The sequence below is a fragment of the Vibrio sp. K4 genome (assembly GCF_051122595.1).
GTDB lineage: Bacteria > Pseudomonadota > Gammaproteobacteria > Enterobacterales > Vibrionaceae > Vibrio > Vibrio owensii.
Window position 1 is genome coordinate 997129 of record NZ_CP178578.1, and the last position, 25545, is coordinate 1022673.

Genomic DNA, 25545 nt, shown 5'->3' on the forward strand with positions numbered 1-25545 from the left:
TTACTTGGTTCAATTGTTTTTATACTTAATAGTAAAAGTATGAAAGAAGAACAAGAATATGTAGATAACTTTAAGTTTATGATTTCTGACCATGATAGTAAGCAAGAATACTATAATATATTTAACCAAATCTCTGAGCAGAAAAAGATTTTAGATGATTTCTTATATTCATTGATTACAAAGTACCTATCTGAAAACGAACTTTATACAATGCTACCTTCAGGTGGTTTGGTTAAGAAAAAAGATAAAACCAATTTTTTTCTTATTTATTTTCTAGAAGCAATACTAGGTTTGGCTGTTGTTTACTACCTGAATGAAGACAAAATAAAAATGCTGGCTTTTATGGTGGTCTTTATAATAGTTAATAATATTATGATAAAGATGATCTTTAGGACATTTTTTATTAACGAAGAACGACGTCGAATTAAGACTAACTTTACTTACTTCTTGGACCTATTAGCAACTGCGACAAAATCTGGTATGACGGTGGAATTGGGTCTCATCGCTGTGTCTGAGTATATCGGAAACATGTCATCTTCACTGGCAAACTACATCAAGATCTACTCGAATGATATTTCGAATAATGGCTTTAGCATTGCGGGGGAAAACCTACGTAAAAATTTGGACCTACAAGAGGTTAAAGATTTTACGGCGGTACTCGAAAACGCGGTAGAAAGCGGTGCAGCAGTGACAGAAGCTCTACGTGTTTTGTCTAAGGAAACCCGTGATTTTCACTTCATCGAAACCGAAGAAAAGATAGGTAAGGTGAACGCGAAAATGGGAATCCCGCTCATTGTTTTCATCATGTTCCCAATTATTGTCGAAATCATCGCCCCGGGCGTCCTGAACCTAGTGAGTAAGATGTAATGAAAAAAAAATTCGGTATTTCAATGCTGTGCCTCGCCTTGTTTGGGTGTCAGTCTACAGGGCAAGACTATGAAAGCGCAGAGCTGGCATTCAATTTAGAAAGCTACGACAAAGTTATCACACAACTATCAGAGAAAAAGCAGCTTAGTGATAGAGAGAACTTCTTGCTAGCTTACTCGTTCTACAAAAATGGCAACGGAGATCGGGCTATTTACGTTTTGAGTACTAAAGAGAAACTCAATTATGACGACTTGTATTTGCTAGCGGTTATTTATCTAGAAAATGGCGATAAAGAGCGTTCTAGAAGTTATCTTGATGACATAAAAAAGACTCAGGGATACTCAGGAAACAATAAGCTAGCAGCGAAAGTCGACAATTTATATGCGGTCTCACAGTGCCAAGAACTTGGAAAAAAACAATGTAGTGAACGCTTTAATACATTGAGTAAAAAATATCCGACCTCGGAAAGTATCTACAACAACATGCTGCTTTCTAGATTCGCTTACAAACCTGATGATAAAGCAAACTTTTTGAAGATCTATAACTCGTATGAAACTGGTACTAATGACATTGAGTATGTTGTCTTAGCAGGCATAGTTGCAGGCCAAGACGAAATGGTCATTGACCTTCTCAATCAAAAATATAAAGACAAAGAAAAGGCCTTGTTAATTTATGAAGATATTAAATATACCTCACTTAAATGACGAGGATGGTATAGCTGCTATAGAGGCTGTATTCACCATTCCTATTATTATCTATATCTTGATTGTCATAGTTGGATTCTTTCAATATGTAGGTAATGAGAGTCTACTTAATTACAATATTACTCGCTCAGTTCAGTTATTCGATTACAAGTCCATAGAGAAAGAAGACAACGTAGAACTATCAAAGTCGAACTTTATAAAAGAATTGAATCATAAAGTAAATACAAATGTCATCGATATAAATGCTAGCTCACTTGCATTCACTTGCTTTCAAACTGTCGATGATTTAGTTGAACGTAAAAACGAACTGGTATGCAATCAAAGTAATATAAAGAAAACAAACTTAATTCTTATTTCCTTTGATTTCGACTACAAGAGATTTTCATGGCTGTTTTCAACGATATATCCATCAGCCTTCTTAGACATGAAAAGAGAACTGGTTATCGTCAATGAGATTTATTAATTCAGAGCATGGTGGGATGGCGGTTGAAACGACGATTCTTGCGCCTGTTTTGTTTCTTGCGTTGTTGTTAACTATGCAATATGCCGCTTCAACGTCTTTAAAGTTTGAGATGTCTGATATGGCTTATCAAGCTGGTGAAGTGATATCCAATCGTCGCGATATATTTGAAGGCAATTTGAAAGAGGCAGAGGTACAAAAGTTATCGGATGCTTTTCATCTCGAAGAGAGAAACATCTCAATCATCGTTGAAGAGCTAGCTTACGGGGAGGTCACGTCGAATCGACAGAAGTACAAGAAAGTTCGCATCAACAACGATATTGAAGGGAAAGCGTGTGACATAGATACATCACTTTCCGATATCACCCCCGTTATCAATGCTTATAAGAAGTTCCACTCTGTCTATAGGGTGACTCTGTGTCGTGAAATTGCCGCGTTCAACACCATTGAGTTGCCAGAAGAAATTTATCAGTGGTTTGAAGTTAAGTTTTCTTCCACTCATTACGGGAAACACCACTAATGCGAAATCAAAGAGGATCGGCTACGCCAATCGTATTGTTGGTTATGTTGTCTGCAATTGTATTTGCTTACTACTCATACGATATGAGCCGAAGCTATTTAGCTGCAAAAGTGCAGATTAACACAGCTAGCGAACTTAACGATCTTACCGCAATAACGGGTGACTCGGAGTGGAATGTAGAAAAGCAGGTGGCTGAATCAAACGGTCTTGATGTGAATGGCTCCAACGATGACTGGACCTTTGAAGAGTATGACGATGATGAAGTCGTGTATATGACGACCTCTTTGCCTATGCAGCAGCACCGCAAATTAACCCCGGGCTTGAGCAGTGTGGGCAATGATTCATTCACCGTGAGTGCAAAAACTATTAGAGCAAAACACTATGAAGATTTAAACGTAATCATCGCTGTTTCCAATGATCCTAAAACTCGTTCGATTGCGAATGAAGTTAAATATGCAATCAACGATGCTCTAAAATCATTATTTGATAAAACCAATTCAACGCTAACGGTGATTCCTTATGGTTATCGTATCAACATAAGTGGCAAGTGTTGGAGCACCTTCCCACGTGGGGATAACTTCCCATTTCAATGGTGGGAGAAGTATTTTGGTGAGCTTGATGTGCTCAAGACTCTTGAGAATCAAAAATCTTCGATAGAAAACAATATATCAAACGCTAACTCTCAGATTGCTGCGAAACAAAGGCGTATTAGCGAGATCAATGAACTGCTTGCTGAAACAGAGGATCCGGCAGAGAAAGATCAACTAAAGGCGGAGAGAGAACGCTTAGAGAGGGAGATTGACGACCTTTATGAAGATATTGAGGAGTATGAGTCTAACCTCGAGGACAAAGAAGAACAGATCGAAGATCAAGAGGAGGTGATTGCAGAGCTCGAATCCAGCCCTATTTATGAGGAATACAAAGAGCTTGCCTATCACTATGCTAAGCCAAACTATGGAGGCGCCAACTACCTCTACTTAGACAACTACTTTGACGAATTTCTCGAGTCTAATGGGTACAGCTATACAGATGGTGACGCTATTTCCGATTCGAAGCGAACGAACATGGCTAGTGTAGACGAGTTGAAAGTCACTAGAAATAAATACTTCGGAAACACTAAGACCTGCCCGAGTCAGCAAGCCCTAGCTAATTCGAGTGAGTATAGTAAGTTTCTCTCAATAGTTAATAGTATGGATTTCAGTGATAGCTTTGTTTCTCCAATTCAGGGCTTTAACTATTCACTGAAAAATGCATTTAACTTAGATAATAAAAGAACAGTCGTAATTAATATTACTTCCTTAGACGATACTTATCTTTCTGAACAGGACCAAAAAGACGAAGACAAAGACATACTCTCGGATTTTTGCAGCACGGTGCAGAACAAATACGTTAATGATGTGTCAGCTAAGTCGATATTTATAGTCGATACCAATTCGAATCTTGATGATATTGAAGCGTTAAATTGTGCCAACGCTTGGAATAAATCAACGGGAATTATTGATATCGATGAAATTGATGAAGATGAGAAGCTTGCAGACAGAATCTCCTACGAACTTTTACAAGAATCTAGCTCTACTTATATTGGAAATGAAGACGATGAAGAATAAATCATATTTTGTGAAATTTGCTTTGACGCTGATGTTTACCTTCAGTCATACAGTCATTGCTCAAGAGTTAGTTGAGAGTTGTGATACCTATTTGATCGCAAAGAACACAATGAAAGATGGTAACTATTACTCCTTTATGGGGCGTACTATCGAATCTCATTCAGTTCACAGCTATGTCTTGAAACAGAAGCTTAGTGAGCTGAAGGCATCCTCCTATGATATCTGCGAACGAAACGACTTCTCTGCTTTGCACAGAACATTGAATAACAATAATTTTAGGCATCTAACTACGGTCTATTTTGATACGGCATTGTATGAAACGCGAGATGCGGATTTATCTCATATCTCTTCAACGAACGAGTTCATCGATGCAGATGCCTTGCTTGTCGTAGGTTCTTCTTCGATTGTCGGGGACACAATTTATAACCTAAACCTTTCGCTAAAACGTGGTAATGAGGTTGTCGAGAAACTGAAAGGTCGTAAAGATATTTTCTTAATGAATTTAGGTGCTTTTGGGCAAGATAGCTCTAAAGCGAACGAGGAATTCTACAAATCAAAACGACGAAGTGTGTCGATATATGGATTAACCTATGAATAAAGAGACATTTTGGACTATCGATAAAAAGAAAAGAAGCTTATATGGTGAAAATGGAATTGATATCCATTTTACCAAATATGAATTCAATCTTTTCTATTACCTCATACACAGTCAAGGTGAAGTACGGTCAAGCGATTCGATTATTGATGAAGTTTGGGGAAACGCAAACGAGGGGAATTATCGGCCAGATAGTTCCAATCTTATTCAGTTGATATCGAAAACAAGAAGGCAGCTCAAGCCCCTTGAGCAAATAGTGGAAATTAAAAGCCAACGTGGGGTTGGCTACTATTTAACATTAAATGATGGTTACGAGTTTAATGATGATGAGATCACTTATGCGGCGAATAGCATTTACGATCGTGACCCAGAATCCGAGAAAAAGTACCGTTTTTTTCAATCTCAGTTCCTCAAAGAGCTTTTCAGCATTAATGAGAATCGTGAGTTTAGAGTAAGAGATCTGGGTTTTGTTTTTCTTCTCTCAGTGTTTTTCGTTGGGATCATGTTGAGTCGCAATGCTTTACATTATCCAAAATTGCCACTGGAAATCGATTCATCCCCATTGCTGTTAGATAAATGCGACATTGACGCAAACGTGATTTTTACGAGTGAAGAAATAGCGTGCACTGAGATTTCAAATTTTGATTTCGACAAGAAAGGATCGTATATAATCAGTAAGGTCAAGGGTGACATTTATGTTGCTTCGCTGTAAGAAGAAGGACGTGTTGGTTGTTCTAATTTTCTCTTGTTTGGGCATTTTTATGCTGAAGAAGCCCGCGTATCACGATATATCTCATCGCTTCTCGGCAAACGTATCGACTAATGAAGGTGTTGAGTTTGACTATATTATTGATGCTTTGAGTGGGGGAAAACTGCTTTTACAGTCAACGCTCAAGGTCGGCGATAAAAGTTACGACTATACTAGGCTGTTTGAGTTGGTGAAGATTGAAGAGAATGTCTTTGTTATCAATGAAACTGGGATTGGAGAAAAGCAAGACAAAGCCGTCGAGCAAGCATCTAAATATGATTTCTTTCACTCGGTTCAAAGGTTAGAAGTCTACACGCTTTCCCCAAAAGTATTGGTGGTGCATTCAGAAGGCAAGTTCATTTTGCTGCAAAAGACCACTGATAACACAAACGGATGATATTAGAAGCCCTACTGCTTGAGTGGGGCTCTTGTCTTGCCGCCTTTTACCCCCAACTTAACACAGTCCAATTCGGTCTATCGGCGTGCTCTTTTAAGCGAGGGCATGGATTGACCAGATAAGCGTAATCCGCGCATTCACACAGTGGTAAGTCGTTGATCGAATCCGTATAGAAATGGATGTCTGAATAGGTCTCAGGTTGAGCCTCTAACCACTGTTTTAAGCGTGTAACCTTGCCTTCGCGATAACTCGGGATGCCTTCTATTTCCGCGGTATAGCAGTTGTCTTTTTCGACTAAATCAATCCCGAGCGCGTTAGGGATGCCGATGCGTCGACCAACTGCTTCAACCAAAAAAGTGACGCTAGCAGAGATGATGACCATATCAATCTCATCACGAGACAGTTGTTCAATCAGTGTTTTGGCTTGCGGGAATTGTTTAGCCAGAATATGGTTGTCAACGCACTCTTTTACTAAGGCGTCTACCTGTTCAATAAGCATGTTTTCTAGCGGCTTCATGGAGAACGTGAGGTAATCTTCCATGTCCATTTTGCCTTCTGCGTACAAGCCCATTAGACGCTTATCTTCCTCAATAAAGTTAGGCGCAGTGGCGATGCCTTTCTCGACTATAAATTCATTCCAAATCATTGCGCAGTCTGCGTTGATTAAGGTTTCATCCAGATCAAAAACATACAAAGGCTTGGACATAGTTGGCTTCTCACAGTTTGGATTGAGGTCGATGTAACGTGTCGGTCAGTATAGAGCGAGGTTTACAAGTGTGGGACGTATGCTAACGACAAACTGTGACGGTTTCGTTGCACTTTTTCTGACCATGACAAAACTTAATGACTAAGTCGTGGGATGAAGCATTTCTGACTCGGTGATAGAAGGCTACAATACAGGGGTACTTATAGAAACCGCGTACTATAGATATATGGCGTCTTTCGAACCTGATCTCAATATTGTGTACTGAATACAGTCTTATCTTTGAGTGATAATAGCGCCACTCGCGCAAAGCGAACGTTAAGAAAAATACAAAAAGAATCCCCGATATGAACCAGTATGTAAATGATCCATCCAATTATCAGTTGTTAATTAAAAACTTGCTGTTTTCCCCGGTTGCTTTCAACCCCGAGCAAGAAATCGTCTACGCAAACCACCGTCGTCACAGCTACAAAACGTTTCATGACCGTGTGAGACAGTTTGCAAACGCGCTAACCAAAATGGGCGTTAAGAAAGGTGATACGGTCGCGGTAATGGATTATGACTCACACCGTTATCTTGAATGCTACTTTGCCATCCCGATGATTGGTGCAAAGCTGCACATGATCAACGTGCGCTTGTCTCCAGAGCAGATCCTTTACACCATCGACCATGCGGAAGATGACATTATCCTGATCAACGAAGAGTTTCTGCCAATTCTGGATCAGATCAAAGGTCGTATTGATACGGTGACGCGTTACGTGGTTTTACGCGATAACGATGAATGTGAATACGAGCGCCTTCTGGAGCAAGAAAGCACCGAATACAACTTCCCTGATTTCGATGAGAACACCATCGCGACCACTTTCTACACCACGGGTACGACGGGCTTCCCTAAAGGTGTGTTCTTTACTCACCGCCAACTGGTTCTCCACACCATGGGGATATTGAGCACCATCGGCACTAATGCGTCGCAAGGTCGACTGCATCAAGGTGATATCTATATGCCGATTACGCCAATGTTCCATGTCCACGCATGGGGACTTCCGTACATGGCGACCATGCTTGGCGTGAAACAAGTGTATCCAGGCAAGTATGTCCCAGATGTTCTGCTTAACTTAATTGAACAAGAGAAGGTGACGTTCTCACATTGTGTGCCAACCATCCTGCATCTGTTATTGAGCTCACCAAAGTCCAAGTCGATTAATTTCTCTGGTTGGAAAGTCGTCATTGGCGGTGCAGCGCTGCCAAAAGCGTTGTGTAAATCAGCCCTTGAGCGCGATATCGATGTGTTTGCGGGTTACGGCATGAGTGAAACAGGACCAATTTTGTCTATTGTTCAACTGACTCCAGAACAGCTTGAACTCGACCTAGATAAGCAAGCAGAATACCGCTCGAAGACAGGTAAGAAAGTCGCGCTGGTGGAAGCTCATATTGTCGATGATGAGATGAACAGACTCCCACACGATGGTGAGAGTGCGGGTGAGATTGTAGTGCGTGCGCCGTGGTTAACGCTAAGCTACTACAAAGACAACAAGAACTCTAAAGCCTTGTGGCGTGGTGGTTATCTACACACTGGCGATGTCGCGCATATCGATAATGAAGGCTTTATCAAGATCACTGACCGCGTAAAAGACATGATTAAGATTTCTGGTGAGTGGGTAAGTTCTTTGGAGCTGGAAGACATTCTGCACCAGCATCAAGCCGTGTCGGAAGTCGCTGTAATTGGCATGCCACACAACAAATGGGGCGAGGTGCCGCTAGCGTTGGTGACGTTAAAAGACGATGCAGAGATGACTGAGAAAGAGCTGTTAGGTTTTGCGAAAGACTTTATCAGCAAAGGCATTCTTGCCAGAGAAGCGTTACTACTCAAAGTGAAGCTGGTGGACGAGATCGCCAAGACCAGCGTCGGTAAAGTGGATAAGAAAGTGCTGCGTAAACTTCACCTGTAAGCAGTGAAGCTTTTTGAATCCAACCCATAAAAACGGCCCCGATACAGATTATGTGTCGGGGCTGTTTTTTCTAAGCAAGCGATTCAAATTTCGCTATTTTTTCTGCGTAAAAGTGACTGAGAGTCATTGCATAACTAGGCTATTTTTTTGTGATTCTATTCTCATATCCTTGATGGTACTAACGTGCAACGATTGTGGCGGTGAAGGTTTAGTGTTAGTAATAACGACGAAATAGACTAGAAATTAACCAATGCTAATTCGTGATTAAGCTTGGTTTTGGGGAAAGCACAACTCATGTGTTTTCATTTATTGACTGCTTGAAGAGGATGTAAGATGCGTATGCCTTTAATGATGCGACACAAGCAGTGCTCAAGCTCTATTGCTTGGTACACGCGTGATCCGCAACGTGCCTATCTTTCTAAAATCTACCTTTCTTAATGCAATCCGACTTTAACAGCAGAGCCCGTTTTAACTGATCGTTGAACTGTGTAATACGGTCGTTGTAGCGCTGACTAAGCGAACCCTTCGCTGAGTTTGCTGTTCAAAAGTTATCTCTCTTTAGAACAATTAATTGCTATTAAATTAGTGCGCACATTTGTACTTTTCGTTTATGGAAGAGGCGTGTGCGGCTATCTGGAAGTAAGGTATTTTTGATGGAAAACTTTAAACATTTGCCAGAACCGTTTCGTATTCGTGTCGTTGAACCCGTAAAAAGAACAACGAGAGCGTATCGTGAACAAGCCATTTTAGAGTCAGGAATGAATCCATTTCTGCTTGAAAGCGACGATGTGTTTATTGATTTGCTCACAGACAGTGGTACTGGGTCGATCACTCAAGATATGCAGGCCGCCATGTTTAGAGGCGATGAAGCATACAGCGGCAGCCGTAGTTATCATGCGCTGGCGAATGCAGTGAAAGACATTTTTGGCTACGAGTTGACGATTCCTACTCACCAAGGCCGTGGTGCAGAACAGATTTACATTCCGGTCTTGATCGCCAAACGTGAAAAAGAGAAAGGGCTCGACCGAACCAAAATGGTCGCATTGTCGAATCACTTCTTTGACACCACTCAGGGGCATACGCAAATCAATTGCTGTGTGGCTAAAAATGTCTATACGGAAGAAGCGTTTGATACGTCAGTCAATGCTGATTTCAAAGGCAATTTTGATATCGATAAGCTTGAGCAAGCGATTCTTGATGCCGACCCAAAAAACGTTCCTTATATCGTCAGTACGATTACTTGTAACTCTGCTGGTGGCCAACCTGTTTCTATCGCGAACTTAAAAGCGGTGTATGCCATTGGTCAGAAATACGATATTCCTGTCATCATGGACTCAGCTCGATATGCGGAAAATGCTTACTTTATTCAGCAACGGGAGCCGGGCTACCAAGATTGGTCGATTGAAGAGATCACATTCGAGAGCTACAAATATGCCGATGCATTAGCCATGTCTGCAAAGAAAGACGCAATGGTTCAGATGGGCGGATTATTGTGTTTCAAGGATGACAGCTTTATCGATGTTTACAACGAATGCCGAACTCTGTGTGTTGTGCAAGAAGGCTTTCCTACTTACGGCGGTTTAGAGGGAGGAGCGATGGAGCGCCTTGCTGTTGGCCTTTATGACGGGATGCGACAGGAATGGTTGGAGTACCGTATCGCTCAGATTCAATACTTGGTCTCAGGGCTAGAGGCGATAGGTATTGTCTGCCAGCAAGCCGGTGGTCATGCTGCGTTTGTTGATGCAGGGAAGCTCCTACCGCATATTCCGGGTGATCAATTTCCTGCTCATGCTCTGGCGTGTGAGTTGTATAAAGTTGCCGGTATTCGAGCGCCGGAGATTGGCTCACTATTGCTCGGACGAGACCCTGAAACAGGCAAGCAACTGCCTTGTCCTGCGGAGTTTTTACGTCTGACTTTGCCAAGGGCGACTTATACTCAAACACACATGGATTACGTTATCGAAGCATTCCAAAAAGTGAAAGAGAATGTACATAATGTCAAAGGTTTGGAGTTCACTTACGAACCGCCAGTGCTGCGTCATTTTACTGCTCGACTCAAAGAGATCGGGTCGTAACTAACCTTGCGTAATGAAGCGGCTATTGCAATGGCTCAATAAGAAACAAGCGCCTTAAATCGGCGCTTGTTTTATGTTTGTGGTAAAGCTTGTCTGATTAAACCAAGTGATTAAACCAAACCTTGCTCTTTTGCCATGTGGCTGGCGATGCTTGGCGCTTTCCAGATGCTTGGTAGCAAAATGAAAGACACGGGCACGGCCGTAATCACGATGAAAGATTGCAAAGCAGAGATGCCGCCAGAGCCCATCGAAATAAGCGCGATAGCCACCACACCCATCATTAAGCCCCAGAACGAGCGGATCACAGCGTTTGGCTCTGCTGAACCTGTCATTACCACACTGATGGTGTAAGTCATTGAGTCACCTGTGGTCACGATAAACGTCGTGGTCAGGATCAAGAACAATACCGAAATCACCATTGGGAATGGCAGTTCAGAGGTAATCGCAAGCAGAACTGCTGGTAGGTTAAAGCCTTCAAATGCGGATGAAATCAAACCTGGGTTTTCTAGCTCGAATGCCAAACCACTGCCGCCAACAATACTGAACCAGAAGCAGGTGATTAAAGGCGCAGCGATGCTGATAGAAAGGATCAACTGACGAATGGTACGGCCACGTGAGATACGTGCGATGAAGATTGCCATCATCGGGCCATAACCAATAAACCAGCCCCAGAAGAATACTGTCCACCAACTTAGCCATTCTGTGTCGCCACGGTAAAGCGCCATAGGGAAGAAGTTATCCACCATGCGGCCAATGCCTTGCACGTAACCATCGACAATAAAGCTGGTTGGGCCGAAGAACAGGATGTAACCAATTAGAGCCACAGACAAAATGATGTTGTAACGGCTCACAAGCTGGATGCCTTTGCTCACGCCGCTTAGCGCTGACAAGGTGTACATTAGAATTGCAGCCACAATCACCATGCTTTGAGTGATGAAAGTGTCTGGCAAGCCGAATAGCGAGTTCAACGCGTAACTGATCTGCAGACCTAAGAAGCCAATTGGACCAATAGTACCAGCGGCTACGGCGATAATGCTGCAGGCGTCAGCCACGTCACCAATCCAACCGTTGATCGCTTTGTCGCCAAAGACAGGGTAAAGCAGAGTACGCGGTTTTAGTGGTAAGCCTTTGTCGTAATGAAGGTGCATCAACACCACAGAAGAAAGACAACCTAAGATTGCCCAAGCAAGGAAGCCCCAGTGCATGAAAGACTGAGAAAGTGCATTTATTGCAGATGCTTTTGGTGATGCTTCACCGTAAAGAGGCGGCGCAGAAACAAAGTGTGCGATAGGCTCAGCTGCGGCCCAGAAAACACCGCCACCTGCGAGTAGGGTACAAAGTACGATCGACAACCATTTAAAGGTATCGATATCTGGTCTCGCTAAACCACCCAAGCGCACGTAACCCGTACGACCTAGCGCGATAGCCAAACCAATAAGGAAATTTAGTAGGAGTAATACTTGCCAGAAGGCACCGAAGTATTGAGTCGCAAACCCGAAGCCTGCGTTAACCATTGCGGTCAGAGAGTCTGTATTCGTCAGAGCAAGCAATACAAACACGGTGAGGAAGCTACCACTTAGCCAGAATACTGGGTTGGTGAGTTCAAGACGCTTAAGTAGGGAAGGAGGGTGAATCGCAGAATAGTCTGCCTCCTGAATAGGAGCATGAGAGGCGGCGTTCGTCATATTTGACATAATTACTTCGCTTTTTAGGGCTCGGAAGCCGTGCATTTCCCTCACACAAATGGCTCGAAAAGTGTGAGGATGATCAAAAAGCCGCTGATACTAGCACGTTGAGATGCTCAATATAACCGTGAAACCGGATTAAATGTCGTTTTCCTAGCCAAATTACTGATTTCTGGTTAGAGAATTTTTACGTGAAGTGCGCCGCATTTCATACGGAAATGACATTCCCCTTATTCTTGTAGGGACACCGCAAGATTACATTGAGCCAACCTGTTCTAATAAAAATTAAAGGTCTTACCCTATGGCTCATTTTGAACTTAACGGAACGTGGCAACTTACCTCGCCACAGCGTCCCGATATCGATATTCCTATGACTTTGCCCGGTGACAATGTATCCGCATTGTTACAAGCAGAGCTCATCCCGAATCCCTATTTTGCTGATAATGAAGCGAAAGTTCGTTGGATTGAAACTTGCGATTGGCACATTTCACGCGAGTTTGATGTCGATGGCCCTGTGCTCTCTGCCAAACAAGTGTGGATGACGCTCACCCGTGTAGACACCTTAGCGACCTTTTATATCAATGGTGAGCAAGCACTAACTAGCAGCAACATGTTCGCTCAGCAACGTATTGATATCAAACCTTACTTAAAACAAGGCACTAACACGATTCGAGTTGAGTTTGCCCGAGTGGATATAGAAGGGTTAGAACGTGCGAAGAAATTGCCGTTTCCAATCCCTTCGGCGATGGGGAACAACCAGATCCCGCACATGAACTTGATTCGCAAAACCCAATGTCATTCGGGGTGGGACTGGGGTATTTGTTTGATGGTGTCTGGTATTTATGACCCGATTAAAATTGATGTCATAAACGATGTGTGGCTCAAAGGATTCTCTACAGAGCAACAATGGCAAGCTGATGGTAGCGTGCTGGTTGATGCATTGGTTGAAGTAGAAGCCGATACTCAACATCATGAAATTTCGATTGAATTCGATGGTCAGCGCCAATCGATTCAAACCGAAGGAAGTGGTCACTATCACTGCCAGTTCCATATTTCTGAGCCAAAACTCTGGTGGCCTGCGGGTTATGGCGAAGCGCATCTTTACCCAATGACAGTATCTTGCGGCGAGCAATCACTGTCACGCACGATTGGTTTGCGAGAGCTGAGCCTAAACAATCAAGCTGATGAGCATGGCTCGGCGATGGAGTTTGTCGTTAACGGCGTGCCAATCAATGCGAAGGGTGCAAACTGGATTCCTGTGGACGCCATGCCGGGTCGTGAATGTGAGAGTCGCTATCGTGCACTTCTGCAAAGCGCGGTCGATGCCAATATGAACATGATTCGTGTCTGGGGTGGCGGTCAATATGAGAGCGAAACGTTCTACAACCTGTGTGATGAATTAGGTCTGCTGGTTTGGCAAGACATGATGTTCGCTTGCTCGCTGTATCCATCTGATGATGATTTCTTGAAAGACGTGGAACAAGAGTTGCGATTCCAAATCCCACGTTTGAAAGAGCACCCATCGATTGCACTGTGGTGTGGTGATAACGAAGTGATTGGTGCGATTGGTTGGTACGACGAATCCAAGCACAACAAAGTCAAATACACGGTGAATTACGACCGTCTGAATCGAATGATAGAGCAGGTGATTGGTCAGCAAGATGATTCACGCCGTTTTTGGCCAAGCTCTCCTTGTAACGGTGAGTTGGATTTTGGCGATGCATGGCATGATGACAGCAAAGGCGATATGCATTTCTGGGACGTTTGGCACTCAGGAAAATCGTTTAATGCTTATCTAAACATTAACCCGCGTTTCTGCTCCGAGTTTGGTTTCCAATCTTGGCCTTCGTTTGCTGAAGCAAAACAGTTCGTTCCAGAGCAAGACTGGAACGTCACCTCACCAACCTTTGAGCAGCACCAAAAGAACCCCCGCGGTAACAGTATTATCACGGAGATGTTTACTCGTTATTTCCGTTTCCCTTCCGGCTTTGAGCAAATGTTGTACCTTAGCCAAGTGCAACAGGCGATGGCAATCAAGACCGCTTGTGACCACTGGCGTGCGATCTCTCCAATATGTCGTGGCATGTTGTATTGGCAACTCAACGACAACTGGCCAGTGAGTTCTTGGTCTAGTTTGGAGTACAGTGGCCGTTGGAAGCAATTGCATTACCACGCGAAACGTTTCTTTGCGCCTCAGTATTTGGTGTTCTCAGAACATACGGGCAAGCTGAGCCTTCATCTGCTCAACGATGCCAAAGAACCCGTTGATGTGAGTGCGCAATTACATTGGGTGAACTGGCAAGGTGAAGTGAAGCAAACTTGGTCGCTAGAGCACACGGTTTCTAGCGACAGCAATACCATTGTATGGCAGTTGGATGAGGCATTTGATTCGTCCGAATTGCAATCGGGTTTCTTCTACGTAGACGGGCAAGTAGGGCAAGAGAGAATCACCAACACTTGGTTTAGTACTCACGAACTAAAAACTCTACCGATGGAAAGCGCCAAGATTGACGTAACGATTGAAGCCAACAAAGTCACACTCGTCGCAGATAAACCAGCGTTCTTTGTTCATTTGGAGTGTGACACCGCAGGACGCTTTGATGACTCAAGCATCACGCTATTGGCGAACCAACCTGTCACGGTTGAGTTCTCAGGCGAAGATTTAGCAATGATGGCAGAATCGCTACGCGTCTATCATTTGATGCAATAAGAAAGCTTAAGCGAGCCGACGCACGGCAAATGCATTAAAGGGGGCCTCCGTGCTCCCTTTGTTTTTGGACGGGGGCTAGAACAAGTTACGTTTTGCCCAAGCGACCGCTTGCATTCGGTTCTTCACTTCCAGTTTGCGGAAAATGCTATACAGGTGCGATTTCACCGTGTGCTCACTGACAAACAACGAGTCTGCAATATCAAGGTTGGAGCCGCCTTGGCACAGGGCGGTCAGTACTTGCATTTCTCTACGAGTGAGTTCAATTTCGAGTTTCGTATCCAGCTCAGTAACCGTGTGGTTAAGATTTACTAGATAGCCAAGCAGTCGATTGAGAATATCTCGAGAGAGCCAGTTCTCCCCACTCAGAATACCTTTCAAGCCTCTGATTACCTTGTCGAAGTCATCTTCAAAATAGAACAAGCCTTTGAGGTTTGACCAAGTGAGCAGGCTCTCCACGCCTAAATTGGGCTCAGCGTTCACCAATACCGTTGCATCGACATGTTCCAGTTCACTGAGCGTCATTTTAACTTCCGAGAGATCGGGTAGGGAGCTGTCGACGATCGCCATATAGTGCTCATCTCTATAGTGAGGTAATTCTACTTCAGCCCCTTTTGCTAATAGCACTGGTTGTCCAAGCTGTTGCTCAATGGCCGATTGTAAGCCTCGACCTTGTATATTATTGAAGGTAAACAATAAGATGGTACTGTTGGTTGCGTTGTTATTTATCATTAGTGGGCCTCCTGTCGAGACTGCATAAATTCATTTCCTACTTGATGGAAGCGATAGAGCACCAGATCTAAGAGTCCATCAAAGCAATGCTTCACCATGGGGTTCTCGAATATGTGTGTCGCGGGGGCTTTAAAAAACGTGACCCGCCGGTGGTGGTAGAAATCCCGTATGAAAATGTCGAATAGAAGTTGTTTAATTACGGGCTCATGAACCGGAAAATGGATGATGGCATTGCCCATAACTTGGATGATGTCAGTCACCAAGAATTTCAAAATCGAGCGCCCTAAATGCCATAAGCTGAGAATCCTAAATTCAGACCTCAGCTCTTGGTAAATCAAATGTCCAACTAACATGCCCTTGCAATAGTAGAGGCGGGCCTTGCTGGGGGATTTACCAAACTGGTTGAGCGTGTCCTCTACACCTCCGGGGGTAATTAACTGCTTGTGGACAGCGTCAATTTGTTCGAACTCTGAATCGCTGATTTGGCTGAGAGAACAACTTTTCACATCGGTAACCTGATACTCGTAAACAATGTCTTTAAAGCTCAAATAGATATTTTTACTTTGCGAGGCTTTTATCCGTTTGTACTCGCTGGAAGTGTATTCATACTGCTCACCGATATAGTGAGAGAAGGCGAGTCGCTTTAATAAACTCGGTGTGACTTTTCCGCTTTCCCATTGACTTAATGTGGGTTGGTTTAAGCTTTCAAAAGCGCTGTAACTCCTTGCTAAGTCGTCCGCCAATTGACCTTGAGTTAATCCCCTCTCCTTTCGAATTGCAGCGACCGCATGCGAAAATTCTAACTTGCTAACCATATATCTACGTCCTGAACTCATTATATTTTTTGATTGCTTCGAAGCGGCTCGGACCGAGCCAAAACTCTATGTTCTTGATTTTTTAGTGAGGTACATCATTTGGTCTGCGTGCTGGATTAAGGAGTCACTACAGCTCCCTTCATAAGGGAAGCGCGCGACACCGACACTCAGACCGATGTGAACGTTTTGAAAATGGATAAAAATAGGTGCACTACATGCTTGGTGCAGCAAAGACTGAAACTGTTCTAAATCCTTTGTATGTTCTAGCTCGGGTAGACAAAGAATAAACTCATCGCCACCAATTCTTGTTGCGAACTGGCCATCACTTAGTAGATGCAAAATGCGTTGGGCGGTAATGCGTAAAACTTTGTCTCCGGCATCATGCCCGAATTCGTCATTCACGGCTTTAAAGCCATCCAAGTCGATATAAAACAGAGTAAACGGTTGAGCACGCTGTATCTGTCGTTCTATCAGCTGGTTGCCTTTAAAGCGGGAATAACACCCTGTTAGCTCGTCAATCTCGAGCAGTCTTTCTAGTTTTTCAACTTGTTCATATTGGGTTTGCCATGCGCTGTGCCAATAGCTCTCGATAGAGCGCAACCCTTTGTAAATAAATAGGTTGAACAAGTACAGAAACGTACTCCGAATGGAGAACTCACTTAAACCCTGTAGTTTAAACAGGTCGTTGCCTGCGGTTATCAAATCAATGTTAAAGCAAACTGCCATTGATAGGGTGTATGTGATTAATGACCAAAAAACACCGAACTCAATTAAGGCTAAAAGAAGGTTTATTGTGACTAATGACGAAAAGAGGAAGTGGCCGCCTAAGAAGTAGTACAGGTAAAAAGTGAGGGTGTAGCCGAGGATCAGAGCAATGACGACAGAGCGATGTCTTTGCTCAAATGCGAACGTTCGCCCCACCCAAAGGTAGGTAAAACAAGCAACCGCGGATAACACGTAAGGAAGGTATACAACATAATTAACCCCTCTGATTGCACAAGCGAATAGGGTAATAAGAATCCCCAAACTTGTAGAGCGCATGTAGTAGCGCGTAAAAATTTTGGTGAACTGCGTTCTGTCCATAGTTATGTCTCAAAGGAACAGCAAATAATGGGCAGTCAGAGATAGGGTTCAGTATGGATTGAGTGTGGATAGAGAACGTGAGAAACAAAGAATTTGCACCGCATGAATTTGGAAATGCGAGGCGCATATGCTTTTTCGGGCGTTTTTCTCGTCTGCAAGCGACACTGCATTTCATAAAGATGCTCGATACCTACTGCCGTTTTTATAAACTATTCTATGAGGCGAGGTTGCATAAAACTATACGGTTTTCGGGAAAATGCCCCGATCTCAATATGTCCGCATAAAAAGTGGGTTAACAGCAAATTTATCGAGGAAAAACTAATACTTAAGTGCTATGAGGTGTGAGTGAAATCAGTCTTAAGTTTGAGATGTCTACTTGAGTTTTTGATGGATGCGGTAACCGGTTGCATAACCAAGATAAAACAGCGCTGCGAGCGTAACGAACGCAGAAATGTAGGCAATAAAGTGATTCAAACCTAATCCAAAAGACAAGGTGAATGCAATGCCATTCACGGCTTCCATCGGGATCTTGTACCAAGACGCATGCACGGTCGATCCAAATAGAATAAGTGTGCCAATTAAAAAGAGTGTGCCAATGGAAAGGCCAACCCATCTACTGCTGTTCATGTTCATCTCAAGAGTTACTGACTTCGTAACAAAATATTTCAAGAGAAACATTATACAACTGAGTGAGGGGGGAAGTGGTAGCAATATTTGCATGAATATGACAAGAGGCCACCGAAGTGACCTCTTTTTAACCAGATGGCGTCTTAATTATCCAATCCAATTAATGAAGTACGGAATGATGAGAGCATTGGCTAAATCGATGAAGAATGCACAAACCAAAGGCACGATAATAAAAGCCTGATGCGAGTTACCGTATTTCTGAGCAACTGCAGACATGTTGGCCATAGCGGTTGGGGTAGAACCCAAAGATATGCCGCCAAACCCAGAGCACACAACTGCAGCGTCGTAGTTTTTCCCCATCAAAGGGAAGACAACAAATATCGCGATACAAATTGCTACCAAGAACTGCGCGCCAAGAATGATAAAAATAGGTCCAGCTAAATCGACCAAAGCCCAAAGTTGCATGCTCATCAGTGACATGGCTAAGAAAGCGCCCAACGCCATATCCGCAATCAACGCAACTGCTGGTTTTCTTGCTGGCCAACGAGTGCCTGTAAGGCGAGGGTATGAGGCGGGAATAAGATTAGAAATCAAAATACCGGCAAACAAACAGGTCACAAACAACGGTAATTCCAGCCCTAAGCTGCTTACGCCTTCGTTCAGAATCGCGCCCAAGATAATACAAACATGGATTGCTAACATCGCATCTAAGAAGTCATAAGCATTGATAGACGGTTGCGGTTCATCCTGCGCCGTACCCACGTCCATTTCTTCCACTTTAGCTGGCTTTAGGTTGTGTTTGTTGATCAGGTATTTTGCAATCGGGCCGCCCATCAAGCTTGCTAAAATTAAGCCAAACGTTGCACTTGCGATGCCAATTTCCATTGCGGTATCAAGATCGAATATTTCAGCTATGCGAGGTGACCACGCAATCGCAGTGCCGTGTCCGCCGATCAGAGACACCGTTCCGCTCAACAAGCCAACCGCCTCTGGCTGATCTAACATGGTCGCGATTCCAATACCGGTTAGGTTTTGAATCAACATATAACCGATGGTGACCGAAAGCAGGATCAATAATGGCTTACCGCCTTTGAACAGATCTTGAAGGCTGGCGTTGATGCCGATAGTGGTGAAGAAATACACCAACAACAAGTCTCGGGTAGCAAGATCAAATTGAACATCGATTTGAGTGACGTAATGGATAACGGCGAACAACACTGATACCAAGATGCCGCCGGAAACCGGTTCAGGAATACTGAATTCCTTTAAGAAACTGCTGGCTTGGGTTAGGCGCCTGCCTAAAAACAACACGATGATCCCGAGGGTCACCGCGAGAAAAGATTCGACTTGTAATACACCGTCGACAAAGTTCATAACCACTCCTGCTTTGGTAAAACATGATGAGAGAATTAATCGGTACGTTTATCTCTAAACATACTGACATGTTTGTATGACATCCAATTGCATACCAACGAATTTGAACCAAGTCGGATTGTGCTGAGAATCGTATTTTCGTAACCGATAGAAAAGAGGAGTAATACAAGGTCACATGTACCTATGCATGACTCCTCTTGCTTCGATTAAGGGCTCGTTAGTTAAATAGCCAGTAGCTTTCTGGATTGTCTGGACATTGATAAGGACCACATTCGGCAAAAGTCCCAATCACATTGAGTGCCACAACAGAAATCGCCAGCAAACATGTGATGCGACCTAGATTGCTCATTTCGTAAGGTTCTGGAGACTCCTCTTTACTGGTCAGCATCAGAATAACGGCGACCGCGAAAATGGTGGCAACAAACAGCACAAACGCCCAAGTGTAATAGTGCATCCCGAAGATAGGGCTACCGTATCCAGGCGTACCGGGAATTACGTGCAAAGAGACTTGTCTCAGTGACGTAGCGACGCCATAGAGTGCGCCGATAAGGACCACACCATAATGTCGCGACTGCGGCCCATACACCACGTTCAACAAGAAGCCGAACATGATCATGATGAAGCCAATGCGCTGCAATAAACACAAAGGGCAAGGCAACTCATGCAGTACAAATTGCAGAACAAAGCCAATCAGTAGAACGGCTGTCATGCCCAGTAAACCAAGGGTATTGAGTAAAGCCAGATAGTTTCGATTCATGTGCAATCCCCTTTACAGCAAGATGGAAAGAGGGTCGGTGGCGTGATGATTGAACCAATACAGTCCAATGATCACCGAGGAAGCAAAGAAGGCATAGCCCACCGCTTTCTTACCTAAAAATGCACTGAGCATCGCAATCAATAACAGCAAAAAGATTAATGTCATCATGAGGGAGTTCCTTCCTTACTCTCTGATTTCAATCCTTTTAACTATAGGAAACGCGAGCTAATGCGCGACTTTATACCCAAATAACTTCGAGATGCTTGGTTCAGCGAGAATGACTTGGTTTGCAGACGCGGCGTCGATTTAAAGGTTTAGTGGGCCTAAATCAAGAATCGGCAACAAAGTATGCAAGCCAAGGCAACTCGCCCTTCGGGAGCGTGTCATTGAGTCGATTTCTGCGTCAAACAACTTGGAAAGAGCTGGCTATTACACTGCGTTGTTTTCCTTGATCTCGAATCAATGACAACGCTCTGAATCCTGCATCTTGAAGTCACTTGGGTATATCCACAATAAAAAAGAGGAGGGGTTAGATTCGAGGTCCCAGATGAAGCTAACCCGCTCCCCAAAATCGTTACTCAACTCATTCGGTTTAACTTTGTGGAGATTGCTCTAATGCCCAATCGCCACCCAGTGATTTGTAGAGTGCGACAGTGACCTGAGCCGTTTGCAATTTGGCTGCGATTTGTCGGTCTTGCATCATGCGTTGCTGGCGCTGAGCATCCAGAACCGACAAGTGGTCAATCAACCCTGCACGGTAGAGGGATTTGGCTTTCCCCACGGCTTTGTCTGTTGCAACCAGAGCATCATCAATACGACGCTGATTCTCTTGGCTTCTGCCATAAGCAAATAAGGTGGAATCCACTTCAGCAAAAGCCGAATCTACAGCGTGTTGGTAAGTCAGAGTTGCTGCATCAAAACGAGCTTGGTTGATGTCCTCTAAAGCATCGCCACGACCACCATCAAAGACATTCCAACTGATGCCAGTCGCGCCAACCCAGCCGAAAGAATCACTGCTAAACAGATCATCAAAGCTAGAGGCGGACACACCAGGAGCACCGGTTAAGAAGAACTTCGGATATTGATTGGCAATACTTGCCGCAAGTTCTTCATTGATGGCTGCCATTTCTCGCTCCGCTAAGCGGATATCAGGGCGACGCTGCAGTAAGTCGGAAGGTAATCCGATTGGCACGACATTTTGCATTGCGGGTACACCTTGAGTCTCTGCAAGTCGCACTTCGACTTTCGATAAAGGCTCACCAAGCAGTACCGCGATACGATGCTTGTGTACTTGTTGTGCGATTTCCAACTGAGGAATGATTGACTCCATCGCTGCTAGCGTCGCTTTGGCTTGCGCTAAATCGAGATCCGAGCCATAACCGCTACGAACCACTTTCTCGACCAACGCCATGGTTTTTTGTTGGTCTTCAAGGTTCGATTTGGCTAAGTCGAGACGCTCGGCTGCCCCTTGATACTGCAAGTAGTTATGAATCAAGTCTGCGGTGAGTAAGGTTGTAAGCCCGCTTTGATAGATCTCTGCTTGCTCAACTCGAATTTTTGCAGCGTTGGACTGGCGATCAATGCGACCAAACAAATCTAATTCCCAAGCGATACTTGCGCCGGCAAACACACCATCGTGCTGATTGTCCAACAAGGTTGTATTGCCGATTTGTGGTGGTAGGCCAGCGGCGGAATCACCAATCGGGTTCAACGCAGGGCCAAGCAGTGAGTCGTTCTTACTTAGTTGATAATTGACATATCCGGCACCAACATTGATGGTCGGCACCTTGAATGACTCAACAACGGTCTTATAGTTGTTTGCCATTTTGATGCGTTCTGCCGCGACCTTAAGCGGGATGTTTTGACTTTGCATATCAAGCACCAAATCGTTCAACGTAGGGTCGTTAAACTCTGTCCACCAAAACGCTTCTCTCTCAGCATTGCGGCTGACGCCATTTTGGTCGGCATACAAATAAGTTTCTGCCATGCTGGTGGTTGGCGTTTGATAGTCTGGCCCAACGGCACAACCGGATAAACTCATTGCCAATACCAGTGGCGCGATAACGAACTTTCTCATGATTACGCCTCCTTCAATTCAGCGTCAGTTTGCGTGGTTGGTGATGTTTCTTTGTACGCCAAGCGATACAGTGCCGGCATGATGAACAGTGACAACACGGTTGCTGCTGCCAGGCCGCCGATGATGGTAGCTGCCATTTGGTCGAACAAGAGATCTGAAAGCAGCGGGATCATGCCGAGTGCGGTTGTCAGTGCACCCATCGAAATCGCCATGGTACGGTTAACGGTGGCTTCTTTGATGGCATCCGATAATGGGCGGCCGTTCGCACGTTCCAACTCAATTTGATCCATCAACACAATGCCGTTTTTAATGATCATGCCCGTCAGGGTGATGGCACCAATCAACGCCATAAAGCCGAATGGTTTATCAAAACCAAGCAGAGCAAAGGTGGCACCGGTAGCCGCCAAAGGTAGCGTGGCTAGAATGATGATCGGTTGCTTAAAGCCGTTAAACATTGCGACCAGAATGATCACCATGATCAGCATGGCTTTTGGTAGCTGTTTAAAGATGTCAGTAACCGCTTTGTGTTCATCGTAGTATTCGCCGCCCCATTCCAAGCTGTAGCCGACTGGCAGAGGAATCGCTTCGATTTGATCTTTCACCGCGTTGCGTACTCTTGCTGGTGTGGTTGAACGCTCAACACCTGCTTGTGCTGTGATGGTTTTGACGCGATTGCGGCGCCAGATCATGCTCTCTTCTGGTACTAGCTCAAAGCCATCAACCACTTGGCCGAGAGGCACACTGTGCATACCAAGTAGCGAACGCACGGGCAATGTTTCTAGTGACGCCATGTTTTGAGACGTGCCACGCAGCTGAATTGGAATCAACTCGTCATTAAGGTTCATCTGACCTAATGGCATGCCATCAGAAGCGCGCTTCAGAGCAAAGGCGATGTCCGCACGGTTGATGCCAGCCTGACGCATCTTGTCTTGGTTGATGATGGGTTTGAGCACTTTGCTTTCTTGACGCCAGTCATCACGAACGTATTTGGCATCCGGGTGAGTAGCAAAGATGGCTTTCGCTTGATCCGCCAGTTGGTGCAACACCGCTTCATCAGGGCCAGAGAAGCGCGCTTCTACCGCATACTTGTCTGAGGTCGCCAGTTTTAACGCTCTAAAGCGAGGTTCGGCATCTGGGAAAGTGTTTTGCAACCACTTATCACCACGTTCAACAAGTTGGCTGATGCTTTCGTAATCCTTGGTGTTAATCAATATCTGCCCGTATGCAGGATCAAGCGGTTCTGGTTCTACGGTCACCGAGAAGCGCGGCGCACTTGCACCCATGTAGCTAGAGATGCTTTCTACTTCTGGTTGCTTGAGTAGCCACTGCTCGACTTTGCGCATATCTGCTGAGGTTTGCTCGATCTTGGCGCCATTCGGTAGCCAGTAATCAAGAAACACGATAGGGCGATCCGATTGCGGGATAAAGTTCACCGCCACGTAAGGCACAGCAACAGCAGTCACCAAAAGCAGAGGAATCAATGCTGTCAGCGCTTTCATTGGGTTATCAACCGTCCCAAACACCAACTGCTTGTAACGGCTTGGCTTTGCGTCTTCATCGATAGGTGTTGGTTTGATGAACATCCAACACATCAGTACGGTGAAGGTCATCGCGACCAACCAAGACAAAAGAAGCGAAGACGCTACGATGTAGAACACTGAACCCGCAAACTCGGCTGAGTCGGTTTTGGAGAACAGAACCGGACTTGCACCCATGATGGCAATTACGGTTGCGCCAAGCAGAGGGACGGCGGTTTCCTTAACTGAATCAATAGCAGCACGTGTGCGTTCGATGCCTTTGCTCAGTTTTACGATCATCATGTCAGTGATCACGATGGCGTTGTCCACCAACATACCCAAAGCAAGGATGAAGGTACCTAACGAGACTCGATGCAAATCTATGCCCGCGATATTCATGTAGATCAGCGTGAGCAGGATAGTCAGCAATAAGCTTGAACCAACAATTGTCGCGCTCTTAAAGCCCATGAACACCAACAGCACCACAAACACAATGCCGACACTTTCGAGCAGGTTACCAACGAAGTCATCAATCGCTTTTTGTACTTCTTCAGGTTGGTAAGCCACAGTAGAAATATCAACGCCAAGCGGCAGTGTTTGTTGGTAGTTTTGGATGATGTCGCGAATCGTGTCGCCGAGCGAGACCACATTAATGCCTTCAACAGGGCTGACCGCTAGCGTCACCGCAGGCTCACCATTAAATCGGCTTTCTGTTAGTGCTGGTGTTTGATAGCCCATGGATACATCGGCGATGTCACCTAAGCGAATCAAGCCTGTACCTAGTTCACTCACGCCGCCTTTGATTACCAAGTTGCGAATATCATCTAATGATTGAAATTCACTGGTTTGAGTGATGCGAATGCGCTCGGTGCCAGCATCGAACTTGCCTGCTTCAAAGGTCATGTTCTGTGTGCTGAGTTGGTTCCATACCTGCGCGACAGACAAGCCATATTGAGCCAGACGTTCGTCGGGCATATCAATGTAAACCACTCGCGGTTGCACGCCGTGTAGCTCAATCTTTTTGATGCCTTTTACAGCTTTGATTTGGCGTTGCAGTTCTTCTGCATAACGGCGTAACTCTTCTGGTGCGGCGTCTTGGCTATGGATAGAGAAAAGCATGCCATACACTTCAGAGAACTCATCCTGAACAATGCTGATTTGCGCTGTAGACGGCAGTTGCAGTTTCACGTCGTCGACTTTGCGGCGCAGTAAATCCCATTGTTGTGGCAGCGCTTTGGAATTGAGGCTCTCTTTCAAGTCGACAAATACCATTGACATGCCCGGACGAGACAATGAGCGCAGGCGATTCAACTCCGCCATTTCTTGCAGCTTGGTCTCAATGGTATCGGTGACTTGTTGTTCTACTTCTTCCGCTGAGGCGCCCGGATACAAGGTAACAACGACGGCGGTTTTAACCGTGAAGCTTGGGTCTTCCAGCTTGCCTAAATCGAAGTAAGAATACAGTCCTGCCACCACACTCAAGGCGATAAAGAACAACACGAAAGTGCGCTGTCTTATCGCGAATTCAGCTAAATTGATCATGATT

General features: G+C 44.7%; 21 protein-coding genes. 10 read left to right on the top strand and 11 right to left on the bottom strand.

Annotated features, from left to right (window positions below; genetic code table 11):
* Window positions 1–39: 39 nt before the first annotated feature.
* From ACLIIY_RS22095 to ACLIIY_RS22125, 7 genes are all read left to right on the top strand, one after another.
* Window positions 40–867 carry a type II secretion system F family protein gene (locus ACLIIY_RS22095; RefSeq protein WP_434529398.1) on the top strand — a complete coding sequence of 276 codons (828 nt, stop codon included), beginning with the start codon at window positions 40–42 and terminating at the stop codon, window positions 865–867.
* Window positions 867–1571 carry a tetratricopeptide repeat protein gene (locus ACLIIY_RS22100; RefSeq protein ID WP_434529399.1) on the top strand — a complete coding sequence of 235 codons (705 nt, stop codon included), beginning with the start codon at window positions 867–869 and terminating at the stop codon, window positions 1569–1571. The genes ACLIIY_RS22095 and ACLIIY_RS22100 overlap by 1 nt, the downstream gene beginning before the upstream one ends.
* Before the next feature lie 449 nt (window positions 1572–2020).
* Window positions 2021–2551 carry a tight adherence pilus pseudopilin TadF gene (gene tadF / locus ACLIIY_RS22105; protein WP_434529400.1) on the top strand — a complete coding sequence of 177 codons (531 nt, stop codon included), beginning with the start codon at window positions 2021–2023 and terminating at the stop codon, window positions 2549–2551.
* Entirely contained in the window at window positions 2551–4158 is a 1608-nt protein-coding gene (locus tag ACLIIY_RS22110; protein WP_434529401.1) for a hypothetical protein, read from the top strand. Before tadF ends, ACLIIY_RS22110 begins: the two co-directional genes overlap by 1 nt.
* Window positions 4148–4756: a hypothetical protein gene (locus tag ACLIIY_RS22115; RefSeq protein WP_045418438.1), complete on the top strand. Its 609-nt coding sequence runs from the start codon at window positions 4148–4150 to the stop codon at window positions 4754–4756. The genes ACLIIY_RS22110 and ACLIIY_RS22115 overlap by 11 nt, the downstream gene beginning before the upstream one ends.
* Window positions 4749–5465: a winged helix-turn-helix domain-containing protein gene (locus ACLIIY_RS22120; protein WP_285374795.1), complete on the top strand. Its 717-nt coding sequence runs from the start codon at window positions 4749–4751 to the stop codon at window positions 5463–5465. Before ACLIIY_RS22115 ends, ACLIIY_RS22120 begins: the two co-directional genes overlap by 8 nt.
* Window positions 5449–5898, top strand: coding sequence for a hypothetical protein (locus tag ACLIIY_RS22125; RefSeq protein WP_434529402.1), 450 nt, complete (start codon window positions 5449–5451; stop codon window positions 5896–5898). Before ACLIIY_RS22120 ends, ACLIIY_RS22125 begins: the two co-directional genes overlap by 17 nt.
* A gap of 46 nt (window positions 5899–5944) precedes the next feature.
* Here ACLIIY_RS22125 and ACLIIY_RS22130 read toward each other — a convergent pair whose 3' ends face one another.
* Window positions 5945–6604, bottom strand: a complete 660-nt coding sequence (locus ACLIIY_RS22130; protein WP_434529403.1) for an HAD family hydrolase — start codon at window positions 6602–6604, stop codon at window positions 5945–5947.
* 344 nt (window positions 6605–6948) lie between these two features.
* Here ACLIIY_RS22130 and ACLIIY_RS22135 point away from each other — a divergent pair, with 344 nt between their 5' ends.
* Together ACLIIY_RS22135 and tnaA are read left to right on the top strand one after the other, a co-directional pair.
* Window positions 6949–8550 carry a long-chain fatty acid--CoA ligase gene (locus ACLIIY_RS22135; RefSeq protein ID WP_434529404.1) on the top strand — a complete coding sequence of 534 codons (1602 nt, stop codon included), beginning with the start codon at window positions 6949–6951 and terminating at the stop codon, window positions 8548–8550.
* Between the two features lie 653 nt (window positions 8551–9203).
* Entirely contained in the window at window positions 9204–10625 is a 1422-nt protein-coding gene (gene tnaA, locus ACLIIY_RS22140) for a tryptophanase (protein ID WP_020196079.1), read from the top strand.
* A gap of 110 nt (window positions 10626–10735) precedes the next feature.
* On the opposite strand, the gene ACLIIY_RS22145 is transcribed toward tnaA, so the two are convergent.
* The gene (locus ACLIIY_RS22145) at window positions 10736–12319 is read right to left on the bottom strand and encodes a BCCT family transporter (RefSeq protein ID WP_009706347.1); all 1584 of its coding nucleotides are present in this window, start codon (window positions 12317–12319) and stop codon (window positions 10736–10738) included.
* Window positions 12320–12611: 292 nt separating this feature from the next.
* On the opposite strand from ACLIIY_RS22145, the gene ACLIIY_RS22150 reads away from it, so the two are divergent.
* Entirely contained in the window at window positions 12612–15020 is a 2409-nt protein-coding gene (locus ACLIIY_RS22150) for a glycosyl hydrolase 2 galactose-binding domain-containing protein (RefSeq protein WP_434529405.1), read from the top strand.
* Between the two features lie 75 nt (window positions 15021–15095).
* Here the strand turns inward: ACLIIY_RS22150 and ACLIIY_RS22155 are convergent, their stop codons facing one another.
* The 9 genes from ACLIIY_RS22155 to ACLIIY_RS22195 all read right to left on the bottom strand — a co-directional run bounded on the left by ACLIIY_RS22155 (window position 15096) and on the right by ACLIIY_RS22195 (window position 25541).
* Window positions 15096–15749 carry a LuxR C-terminal-related transcriptional regulator gene (locus tag ACLIIY_RS22155; protein WP_039988263.1) on the bottom strand — a complete coding sequence of 218 codons (654 nt, stop codon included), beginning with the start codon at window positions 15747–15749 and terminating at the stop codon, window positions 15096–15098.
* Window positions 15749–16564 (bottom strand): helix-turn-helix domain-containing protein, encoded by an 816-nt coding sequence (locus ACLIIY_RS22160; RefSeq protein WP_434529406.1) that lies wholly within the window; start codon window positions 16562–16564, stop codon window positions 15749–15751. The genes ACLIIY_RS22155 and ACLIIY_RS22160 overlap by 1 nt, the downstream gene beginning before the upstream one ends.
* Before the next feature lie 66 nt (window positions 16565–16630).
* Window positions 16631–17647, bottom strand: coding sequence for a GGDEF domain-containing protein (locus ACLIIY_RS22165; RefSeq protein ID WP_005441440.1), 1017 nt, complete (start codon window positions 17645–17647; stop codon window positions 16631–16633).
* Window positions 17648–18019: 372 nt separating this feature from the next.
* A complete protein-coding gene (locus ACLIIY_RS22170; protein WP_005441438.1) occupies window positions 18020–18274 on the bottom strand; it encodes a hypothetical protein in 255 nt (84 codons plus the stop codon).
* 147 nt (window positions 18275–18421) lie between these two features.
* Complete coding sequence (gene gltS / locus ACLIIY_RS22175) at window positions 18422–19648, bottom strand: sodium/glutamate symporter (RefSeq protein ID WP_005441437.1); 1227 nt, start codon at window positions 19646–19648, stop codon at window positions 18422–18424.
* A 217-nt stretch (window positions 19649–19865) separates the two neighbouring features.
* Window positions 19866–20405 (bottom strand): disulfide bond formation protein B, encoded by a 540-nt coding sequence (locus ACLIIY_RS22180; protein WP_434529407.1) that lies wholly within the window; start codon window positions 20403–20405, stop codon window positions 19866–19868.
* 12 nt (window positions 20406–20417) lie between these two features.
* Complete coding sequence (locus ACLIIY_RS22185; RefSeq protein WP_005429588.1) at window positions 20418–20573, bottom strand: DUF5993 family protein; 156 nt, start codon at window positions 20571–20573, stop codon at window positions 20418–20420.
* Window positions 20574–20997: 424 nt separating this feature from the next.
* Window positions 20998–22482 carry an efflux transporter outer membrane subunit gene (locus tag ACLIIY_RS22190; RefSeq protein ID WP_434529408.1) on the bottom strand — a complete coding sequence of 495 codons (1485 nt, stop codon included), beginning with the start codon at window positions 22480–22482 and terminating at the stop codon, window positions 20998–21000.
* Window positions 22483–22484: 2 nt separating this feature from the next.
* Complete coding sequence (locus ACLIIY_RS22195; RefSeq protein WP_434529409.1) at window positions 22485–25541, bottom strand: efflux RND transporter permease subunit; 3057 nt, start codon at window positions 25539–25541, stop codon at window positions 22485–22487.
* Window positions 25542–25545 lie beyond the last annotated feature (4 nt).

Excerpts from the sequence above, each read along its gene's own strand:
- ACLIIY_RS22095 (WP_434529398.1), top strand. The coding sequence starts at position 40 with ATGAAAGAAGAACAAGAATATGTAGATAACTTTAAGTTTATGATTTCT.
- ACLIIY_RS22100 (WP_434529399.1), top strand. The coding sequence starts at position 867 with ATGAAAAAAAAATTCGGTATTTCAATGCTGTGCCTCGCCTTGTTTGGG.
- tadF (WP_434529400.1), top strand. The coding sequence starts at position 2,021 with ATGAGATTTATTAATTCAGAGCATGGTGGGATGGCGGTTGAAACGACG.
- ACLIIY_RS22110 (WP_434529401.1), top strand. The coding sequence starts at position 2,551 with ATGCGAAATCAAAGAGGATCGGCTACGCCAATCGTATTGTTGGTTATG.
- ACLIIY_RS22115 (WP_045418438.1), top strand. The coding sequence starts at position 4,148 with ATGAAGAATAAATCATATTTTGTGAAATTTGCTTTGACGCTGATGTTT.
- ACLIIY_RS22120 (WP_285374795.1), top strand. The coding sequence starts at position 4,749 with ATGAATAAAGAGACATTTTGGACTATCGATAAAAAGAAAAGAAGCTTA.
- ACLIIY_RS22125 (WP_434529402.1), top strand. The coding sequence starts at position 5,449 with ATGTTGCTTCGCTGTAAGAAGAAGGACGTGTTGGTTGTTCTAATTTTC.
- ACLIIY_RS22130 (WP_434529403.1), bottom strand. The coding sequence starts at position 6,604 with ATGTCCAAGCCTTTGTATGTTTTTGATCTGGATGAAACCTTAATCAAC.
- ACLIIY_RS22135 (WP_434529404.1), top strand. The coding sequence starts at position 6,949 with ATGAACCAGTATGTAAATGATCCATCCAATTATCAGTTGTTAATTAAA.
- tnaA (WP_020196079.1), top strand. The coding sequence starts at position 9,204 with ATGGAAAACTTTAAACATTTGCCAGAACCGTTTCGTATTCGTGTCGTT.
- ACLIIY_RS22145 (WP_009706347.1), bottom strand. The coding sequence starts at position 12,319 with ATGTCAAATATGACGAACGCCGCCTCTCATGCTCCTATTCAGGAGGCA.
- ACLIIY_RS22150 (WP_434529405.1), top strand. The coding sequence starts at position 12,612 with ATGGCTCATTTTGAACTTAACGGAACGTGGCAACTTACCTCGCCACAG.
- ACLIIY_RS22155 (WP_039988263.1), bottom strand. The coding sequence starts at position 15,749 with ATGATAAATAACAACGCAACCAACAGTACCATCTTATTGTTTACCTTC.
- ACLIIY_RS22160 (WP_434529406.1), bottom strand. The coding sequence starts at position 16,564 with ATGGTTAGCAAGTTAGAATTTTCGCATGCGGTCGCTGCAATTCGAAAG.
- ACLIIY_RS22165 (WP_005441440.1), bottom strand. The coding sequence starts at position 17,647 with ATGGACAGAACGCAGTTCACCAAAATTTTTACGCGCTACTACATGCGC.
- ACLIIY_RS22170 (WP_005441438.1), bottom strand. The coding sequence starts at position 18,274 with ATGAACAGCAGTAGATGGGTTGGCCTTTCCATTGGCACACTCTTTTTA.
- gltS (WP_005441437.1), bottom strand. The coding sequence starts at position 19,648 with ATGAACTTTGTCGACGGTGTATTACAAGTCGAATCTTTTCTCGCGGTG.
- ACLIIY_RS22180 (WP_434529407.1), bottom strand. The coding sequence starts at position 20,405 with ATGAATCGAAACTATCTGGCTTTACTCAATACCCTTGGTTTACTGGGC.
- ACLIIY_RS22185 (WP_005429588.1), bottom strand. The coding sequence starts at position 20,573 with ATGATGACATTAATCTTTTTGCTGTTATTGATTGCGATGCTCAGTGCA.
- ACLIIY_RS22190 (WP_434529408.1), bottom strand. The coding sequence starts at position 22,482 with ATGAGAAAGTTCGTTATCGCGCCACTGGTATTGGCAATGAGTTTATCC.
- ACLIIY_RS22195 (WP_434529409.1), bottom strand. The coding sequence starts at position 25,541 with ATGATCAATTTAGCTGAATTCGCGATAAGACAGCGCACTTTCGTGTTG.